Annotated in this window: 10 protein-coding genes; 7 read left to right on the plus strand and 3 right to left on the minus strand. The window is 61.6% G+C overall.

What is annotated here, in order from left to right; genetic code table 11:
* From C9413_RS24565 to C9413_RS24580, 4 genes are all read left to right on the plus strand, one after another.
* Positions 1-491 (plus strand): oligopeptide/dipeptide ABC transporter ATP-binding protein (locus tag C9413_RS24565; RefSeq protein WP_348648796.1); only part of this gene is annotated, 491 nt, incomplete at its 5' end.
* Positions 488-1,441 (plus strand): peptide ABC transporter ATP-binding protein, encoded by a 954-nt coding sequence (locus C9413_RS24570; protein ID WP_039844027.1) that lies wholly within the window; start codon positions 488-490, stop codon positions 1,439-1,441. The genes C9413_RS24565 and C9413_RS24570, both read left to right, overlap by 4 nt.
* 28 nt (positions 1,442-1,469) lie before the next feature.
* On the plus strand, positions 1,470-2,003 hold the full coding sequence (locus tag C9413_RS24575; protein ID WP_039844028.1) for a gluconokinase: 534 nt from the start codon (positions 1,470-1,472) through the stop codon (positions 2,001-2,003).
* Positions 2,004-2,079: 76 nt separating this feature from the next.
* The gene (locus tag C9413_RS24580; RefSeq protein ID WP_039844029.1) at positions 2,080-2,466 is read left to right on the plus strand and encodes an ester cyclase; all 387 of its coding nucleotides are present in this window, start codon (positions 2,080-2,082) and stop codon (positions 2,464-2,466) included.
* Positions 2,467-2,493: 27 nt separating this feature from the next.
* Here the strand turns inward: C9413_RS24580 and C9413_RS24585 are convergent, their stop codons facing one another.
* The 3 genes from C9413_RS24585 to C9413_RS24595 all read right to left on the minus strand — a co-directional run bounded on the left by C9413_RS24585 (position 2,494) and on the right by C9413_RS24595 (position 5,371).
* Positions 2,494-3,741 carry an FAD-binding oxidoreductase gene (locus tag C9413_RS24585; RefSeq protein WP_039844030.1) on the minus strand — a complete coding sequence of 416 codons (1,248 nt, stop codon included), beginning with the start codon at positions 3,739-3,741 and terminating at the stop codon, positions 2,494-2,496.
* 77 nt (positions 3,742-3,818) lie between these two features.
* Positions 3,819-4,322, minus strand: coding sequence for an isoprenylcysteine carboxylmethyltransferase family protein (locus C9413_RS24590; protein ID WP_039844031.1), 504 nt, complete (start codon positions 4,320-4,322; stop codon positions 3,819-3,821).
* The gene (locus C9413_RS24595; protein WP_039844032.1) at positions 4,319-5,371 is read right to left on the minus strand and encodes a 3-oxoacyl-[acyl-carrier-protein] synthase III C-terminal domain-containing protein; all 1,053 of its coding nucleotides are present in this window, start codon (positions 5,369-5,371) and stop codon (positions 4,319-4,321) included. Before C9413_RS24595 ends, C9413_RS24590 begins: the two co-directional genes overlap by 4 nt.
* Before the next feature lie 169 nt (positions 5,372-5,540).
* Here C9413_RS24595 and C9413_RS24600 point away from each other — a divergent pair, with 169 nt between their 5' ends.
* From C9413_RS24600 to C9413_RS24610, 3 genes are all read left to right on the plus strand, one after another.
* A complete protein-coding gene (locus tag C9413_RS24600; protein WP_039844033.1) occupies positions 5,541-6,086 on the plus strand; it encodes a tetratricopeptide repeat protein in 546 nt (181 codons plus the stop codon).
* A 37-nt stretch (positions 6,087-6,123) separates the two neighbouring features.
* Positions 6,124-6,729, plus strand: a complete 606-nt coding sequence (locus C9413_RS24605; RefSeq protein ID WP_170251017.1) for an RNA polymerase sigma factor — start codon at positions 6,124-6,126, stop codon at positions 6,727-6,729.
* Positions 6,726-7,343 (plus strand): anti-sigma factor (locus C9413_RS24610; protein WP_170251018.1); only part of this gene is annotated, 618 nt, incomplete at its 3' end. The genes C9413_RS24605 and C9413_RS24610, both read left to right, overlap by 4 nt.

Below are 7,343 nucleotides of genomic sequence, written 5' to 3' on the forward strand. Positions count from 1 at the left end.
CACCGTACGAGACTACGACCGACATCGGCGTGAGGAGCCAGGCGCAGTGCCTCGATCTGCTCGCGCGTCTGCAGACGGAGCAGCGCAGGGCGATGGTAATGATTGCCCACGACAGGGGCGGCGTCGCCGAAACTGCAGAGCGCGTGCAGGTCCAGTATGCCGGACAAAAGGTCGAGGAGCAGCCGGTCAAGGCACTTTTCCGCGACCCGCATCATCCCTATACCGCCGCATTGCTTTCCGCCCTGCCGGAGCGTGCCCAAGTCGGCCAGCATCTGCCGTCGATCGCCGGTGTCGTTCCCGGCCAGCATGACCGCCCGCGCGGCTGTCTCTTTGCGCCGCGCTGCGGCTACGCGACGGTCGAATGCGATCGTGGCGTTGTCCGCCAGGGGCCGGAACTCGGCCTCGCGCTCTGCAACTATCCTTTGAAAGACGGCAAGCCGCTCGGTCATCCCGGCGTGATGCCGAAGCAATCCGCTGGAGACTTCGTATGACCGGCGCCGTTCTCGAGGGCAGGGATCTTGCCCGTTTTTACACTGTCAATCGCGGCATGTTCAAACCGGAGGCGACCGTCAAGGCGCTGAACGGCGTGAGCTTCAGTCTCTATTCCGGCAAGACGCTCGCCGTTGTCGGCGAATCCGGTTGCGGCAAGTCGACGCTCGCGCGCCTGGTCACCATGATCGAAGACCCGACGGCAGGCGAGCTGCTGATCGACGGCAAGCCTGCTCGCGTCGGCGACCGGAGTCTCCGCAGCCAGGTGCAGATCGTTTTCCAGAATCCTTACGGATCGCTCAATCCGCGCCAGAAGGTCGGTGCGATCCTGGAAGAGCCGCTGAAGATCAACACCGATCTTGATGCCGCGCGCCGCCGCCGCAAGGCAGAGGAAATGATGGCGCGCGTCGGGTTGCGGCCGGAGCATTACGACCGCTATCCGCACATGTTCTCCGGTGGCCAGCGCCAGCGTATCGCCATTGCCCGCGCGCTCATGCTGCGACCGAAGGTGCTGGTGCTCGACGAGCCGGTTTCGGCACTCGACCTGTCGATCCAGGCGCAGGTGCTGAACCTGTTGATGGATCTACAGAAGGAAATGGGGCTTGCCTATCTCTTCATCTCGCATGGTCTATCGGTCGTTCGCCATATAGCCGACGATGTGATGGTCATGTATCTCGGCCGCCCGGTCGAGACGGGGCCGGCGGCCGAAGTCTTTGCGCACCCGCGTCATCCCTATACGGCGGCACTTCTGTCGGCGACGCCGATCGCAGATCCCGATCGCGCCAAGAGCCGCATCCGTCTGCAGGGCGAGCTTCCCTCGCCGCTGAAGCCGCCGAGCGGCTGTCATTTCAACCCGCGTTGCTGGAAGGCCCAGGACTATTGCCGCCGGGTGGAGCCTGAACTAAGTGGAGAGGGCGAACAAAAATACGCCTGTCACTTTCCGCTCGACTGAACGGACGCAGGCGACGACGGAGGACCGAATGCCGGAGCGGACGAACAAGGCCCATGCAATCATCGTCATGGGCGTCAGCGGCTCGGGAAAATCCTCAATCGGCGAGAAACTGGCGGAGGCGCTGAGCCTTCGCTACATTGAAGGCGACCAGCTTCATCCGGCATCCAATGTCGAGAAGATGTCGAAAGGCATTCCACTGACCGATGCGGACCGCATGCCTTGGCTCGACCTCATCGGTGAAGCCATGAAGGCGGCTCTTGCAAAAGGCAATGGCGTCATCGTCTCCTGCTCGGCGCTGAAGCGCATTTATCGCGAGCGGCTGCGCGCTGCGGCCGGCGGCAATCTCTTCTTCGTCTATCTCGAAGGCTCCAGGGAGCTGCTGAGCGAGCGGATGGGGCATCGCTCGGGTCATTTCATGCCGACGTCCCTGCTTGAAAGTCAGCTCGAAACGTTGGAGGTGCCGACCGGCGAGCCAGGCGTCGTGACGGTGGATATCGACGACACGATCGAAGACATTGCCGCGGAAGCTCGAAAGAAGCTAGCGCCGCTCGGCGTTGGCTGAACACGATCTATTGACGGCCTCTTAGAAGCGGCCATCTTTGATTGCTCAGAGAAATCCAGTGCCCGGAGGACTTGCCTTGAGCAGGGCTGAACTCTCAGCGATTTATCGCGATTACATCGCCTGCCTGAACGCGCGGGGCTGGCAGCGGCTGGGGCGCTTTGTCGGCGACGATGTGCGCCACAATGGCCGGCCGCTTGGCCTGGCAGGCTATCGGGCGATGCTGGAGCGGGATGTCGAGGAGATTCCAGACCTTCGTTTTGACGTCCAGTTGCTGACGTCCGACCCACCCCTTATGGCATGCCGGCTGGCTTTCGATTGCGCGCCGAAGGGAACGTTCCTCGGCCTTCCAGTCAACGGAAAGAGAGTCTTTTTCACCGAAAACGTCTTCTATCGCTTCGATCGGGAAAAGATCGATGAGGTATGGTCGATCATCGACAAGGCGGCCATCGAAGCGCAGCTCTAATGAATGCCGCCACGTCTTGTCGTGCCGCTAGGGATTGAAGCGCTGCGGCGAATAGGCGGAAATATTGATGAACGGCGTCCCGCCGGTGATCAGTTCCGCCAGCACGCGGCCGGTCACCGGTCCAAGCGTCAGGCCGTGGTGCGCATGCCCGAAGGCGAACCACAGGCCATTGTGCCGCGGCGCCTTGCCGATGATCGGCATCATGTCGGGCGTGCAGGGGCGCGCGCCCATCCACGGCTCGGGATCGAGCCTGCGTCCGAGCGGGAAGACGGTACGGGCGACTTTTTCTGCGCGGTCGAGCTGAACCGGTGTCTTCGGCGCGTCGAATGCTGCGAATTCCGCACCGGTGGTCAGCCGAATGCCGCGGTTCATTGGCGCGAGGAAATAGCCGCGTTCGGCATCGAGCGTCCAGTTGTTGAGGACGGCATTGCCTTCGGCCGCATAGTGCATGTGGTAGCCGCGCTTGACGCCAAGCGGAAAGGAATAGCCGAGCCGCTTCGTTGCAACCGCAGCCCAAGGACCAAGCGCCATCACCGCGTCGTCTGCCTCGATCGAGCCTTCGGACGTCATGATTTTCCAGCCGGAACCCGACTGGCCGAGCGAAACGGCATCGCCGACAACAAAGCGGCCGCCAAGGCTTTCGAAATAGCTGCGGTAGGCGGCAGTCAGCGCTTGCGGATCAAGGACCGACCAGGGATCGCGCCAGCGGATGCCGCCGGCGAAGGTCTGCATGAGGCTCGGCTCCATGCGGGCAATGTCGGCGGAAGACAGCGTTTCGTAGCTGACGCCGAATTCCTTCTGCCAGCTTTCGGCCTCAGCAAGCTCTTCGTCGCGCTTTCCCTCGGTCCGAAAGATCTTCATCCAGCCATCCTTGCGGATCAGCTGTTCTGCATGCGACGCCTCGATCAGGTCCTTGTGCTCCAGGATCGAGTTCTCGATCAGCGGCGCATAGGCACGGGTGATCATCTCATGGCGCCGTGCATTGGAGTTCCACCAGTATCGGGCGAGGAAGGCGAGCTGGCTCGGGAGTGCCTTCAGGTGATAGTGCGCGTCGATGCGGTTGTTCAACGCGTAGCGCAGCAGCAGTCCGATCTGTTGTGGAAAGCCGTAAGGCACGACACCTTCACGCTGGATCAGTCCCGCATTGCCGTAGGAGGTCTCGCTGCCGGGATTCTTGCGGTCGATCAGCGTCACCTGCCGTCCGCGCCGTTGCAGATGAATTGCCGTCGAAACACCGACGATGCCGGCACCGAGCACGATTGCGTTCTTGGTCATTTTTCCTTGCAGCCAACTGAATTCCAAGGGTCGAAAATGCCCTTAGGATTGCAATGGCGCAATTGAAAAATCGCATTTTATTTCAGAATCATTGCCGTTTTGAGTGCGGCGTTTTCGGCACGGATGCGGATGGCGAGCATGAGCGCATTCAGGATGGTGAAGGCGCCCGCGTAGAGCGGCATCCCGAAGGCAAGCGGCAGGACCGCGATTTCCCCCGCAACGATCGCATAATTCGGATGCCGGATGAATCGATAGGGCCCGCTACGGACGAGCGGCGCCTCCGGCAGAACGATGATCCGCGTCGTCCACCGCTCCTTGAGGGTGGCGAGCACCCAGAGGCGGAGGATTTGCAGCAGCATGAAGGTGCCGAACCAAACAAGGTTCACAGGCCTGTCCAAGGCGAGCAGCCACAACCCGCCGATCCAGGCGGCATGCAGGGCGACCATGTAGGGGTAATGTTCCGCCCCGGTCTCGCGTGCGCCTTTTGCAAGAAGCGCGGCGGTGTTGCGCCTGGAGAGAACAAGTTCGCCGAGCCGCTGGATCGTGACGAAGGTCAGAAGCGCGATGGACGCAAGCATCATGCCGTCCTCCGCAGCGTAACGCAGCTTGCGGAAAATCCCGGTCCCATGGCGATCATCGCAGCGCGCTCGGGCAGACCGGCGCGGATTGCGCGTTCCAGCACGAACAGGATGGTTGGCGAGGACATGTTGCCATAGTCGGAAATCACCGCACGCTCGTGATCGAGCGAACCGGGCGCGAGCGAAAGCGCACTTTCCATTGCCGCCAGCACCTTGGTCCCGCCCGGGTGGCATATGAAACGGTCGATATCCTGACGCGACAGGCCATTGCGCGCAAGGATCGCGTCGACGGCGGGTCCAAGCTCCGTCTCCGCGAAGGGTGGCAGCGACTGCGCAAGCACGATGCCGAAGCCTGCGTCGTCGATCTTCCAGCCCATAATGTCGAGCGTGTCGGCAAATAGATGTTCGCCGCTCGATTCCACTTCGGCGATGCCGTGTCCACCATTGCGAAGCACGCAAGCTGCAGCACCATCGCCGAAGAGTGCGGTTGCAATGATATTGGGCCGCGTCAGCTCGTCCAGCCGGAAGGCAAGGGTGCAGAGTTCGATCGTCACGAAGAGCACGGTCTTGCCCGGTTTGCCTTTCGCCAGACGCGACGCGATGCCGAAGCCCGAGACGCCGGCCGCACAGCCAAGTCCGAATACGGGGACGCGCTCTATATCCGCCCGGAACCCCATTTTTCCGGCAAGCTGCGCATCGAGGCTCGGCGTCGTAAACCCGGTGGAGGAGACGGTGACGACGCAATCGATGTCGTTTGCCTGCAGATCCGCCTGCCGCAGTGCCTTGGTCGCCGCTTCGATGAAGAGGCTGCTTGCGACCTCGGCATAGGCGTCCATCCGGTCCTGCCAGCCATGCGGTTCGTCGAACCATGAGAGCGGTCGCGCCGCATGTCGCTTAGTAATGCCCGCATTGTTAAAGACGCTCGCAAGATGCCGAAAGTCCTGGAAGCGGCCGGCAAAGAGGCGAGCCGATGCCTCGGCTGCTTCTGCCTGCGTAATGATGTGTTCGGGCACGGCAATGGCGAGGCTCAGAAATTTGACCGTATCGTTCACGGCATTCTCCTTTTGCCCCCCGGTGGTAAAGCGGAGAACACCTCTGACGGCGATTTATTCGTAAAGGTTTCGTCACGAAAAGGTGATGGAAAAATGCGTTGCGCCGTCCGAATAAAATTCCGGGCAGGCGTGTTCTTTGGCGGCAACGTCATTATCCCGGAGATATCCCATGACGACCACGATTGTCCGTATCGCTTCTCTCGTCCTCGGCGGCTGCATCGCCGCCTCTATGCTTTCCACTCCCGTCTTCGCAGTCGGCGGCGGTGGTGGCGGCGGCTCGAACACGCCCACCTGCAAAAAGGGTCAGATCTATGACAAGAGGTCGAAGCAATGCGTGAAGCAGCAGAGCGCCAACGTGACGGATGAGAACCGCACCGACTATGCCTATTCGCTGGCAAAGGCCGGCCGCTACGAAGAAGCGCTGGCGATACTGGATACCGTCAAGGACCAGAACAATGCGGAGGTGCTGAATTATCGCGGCTATGCCACCCGTAAGCTCGGTCGCACGGACGAAGGCATCTCCTATTACCTTCAGTCGGTCAAGCTCGATCCCCAATATGCGAAGGTTCGTGAATATCTCGGCGAAGCCTACGTCGTCAAAGGCCGCATCGATCTCGCCAAGGAGCAGTTGAACATGATCAAGGCGATCTGCGGCACGGGTTGCGAGGAATACCAGGACCTCAACGCCGTAATCCTCGATCCATCGAAGATCTGAAAAGAGGCGGCGCGTGGCGGCAAGGAGGGATAGTCGAATGCCGGTCGCGCGCGCCACATTTCCTGCCTATAGTCGCCTGGAAACGGGATTGCCGCTTCGGCTGGCGATCCCCGGAGGACGAACTGGGGCGGAGGCGGCCATCGCGAGCGAAGCGGACATCAGGAAAGGCCTGACAGAGAACCTTGCCAGGCTCTGGCGTTATGGTCTCGTGCTCTCGCGGCAGCGCGATGTGGCCGATGATCTCGTCCAGCAGACCTGTGTCCGGGCGCTGGAACGCGGCGGTCAATTCGAACAGGGGACGCGGCTCGATCGCTGGCTGTTTTCGATCCTGCAGTCGATCTGGCTGAACGAGGTCCGTTCCCGCAAGGTCCGCCAGGGCAAGGGCTTGGCGGATCCCGAGGAAGCACTGGTCTTCGACGGAGCCCGCGACACCGAAACGCATGTGATGGCAAATCAGGTGCTGCTGCAGGTGGACGCGCTGCCGGAAGCACAGCGTAGTGCCGTCTTCCTCGCCTACGTGGAAGGGCTCTCCTATCGCGAGGTGGCGGATGTATTGGCCATACCGATCGGAACCGTGATGAGCCGGCTGGCGGCAGCACGCGCGACGCTTTGCGGAGCCATTTCGGACGAGGGACGGCAATGAACAACGATATCAACATAGCCTCTGACGAAGAACTGACGGCCTTCATCGACGGCGAACTGCCGTCGCAGGATGCTGCGCGCATCGAAGCGCTTGCCAATGCCGACGAACGCGTAGCTGCCAGGCTGGAATTCCTGTCCCACAGCAACCTGCCGTTCAAGGAGGCCTTCCTCCCGCTTCTCGCCGCCGCGCCGCGGGCGAGCCTCGAATCGATGCTTGCCGCAATCCCCACACCGCGGGAAAGGAGGGGATCAAGCTTTGGGAGCCGCCGCGCCTTTCTCGGCGCGCTTGCCGCTTCGGTGGTCGTGGGGGTCATTGCAGACCGCGCCTATCTCGGCATCAGCCGCAGCCTTTCGAAGGACGAGGGCGCAGAATGGCGCGCTGTCGTCGCCGAATACATCTCGCTCTACACGTCGGACACGCTGGCAGGTCCCGTTCCGCCTGCCGATGTCCAGAGCGTTCAGCTTGCCCAGATCGACCGAAAGCTCGGGCTTGCACTTTCCCCAAGGATGGTTGCGTTGCCGGGGATAGACTTTAAGCGCGTGCTGCTCCTGGAATATGACGAAAGACCGCTCCCCCAGATCGCCTACCTTGATCACGAAACCGGCCCGCTGGCG

The organism is Rhizobium sp. SEMIA 4085 (genome assembly GCF_013004495.1).
Classification (GTDB): Bacteria; Pseudomonadota; Alphaproteobacteria; order Rhizobiales; family Rhizobiaceae; genus Rhizobium; species Rhizobium gallicum.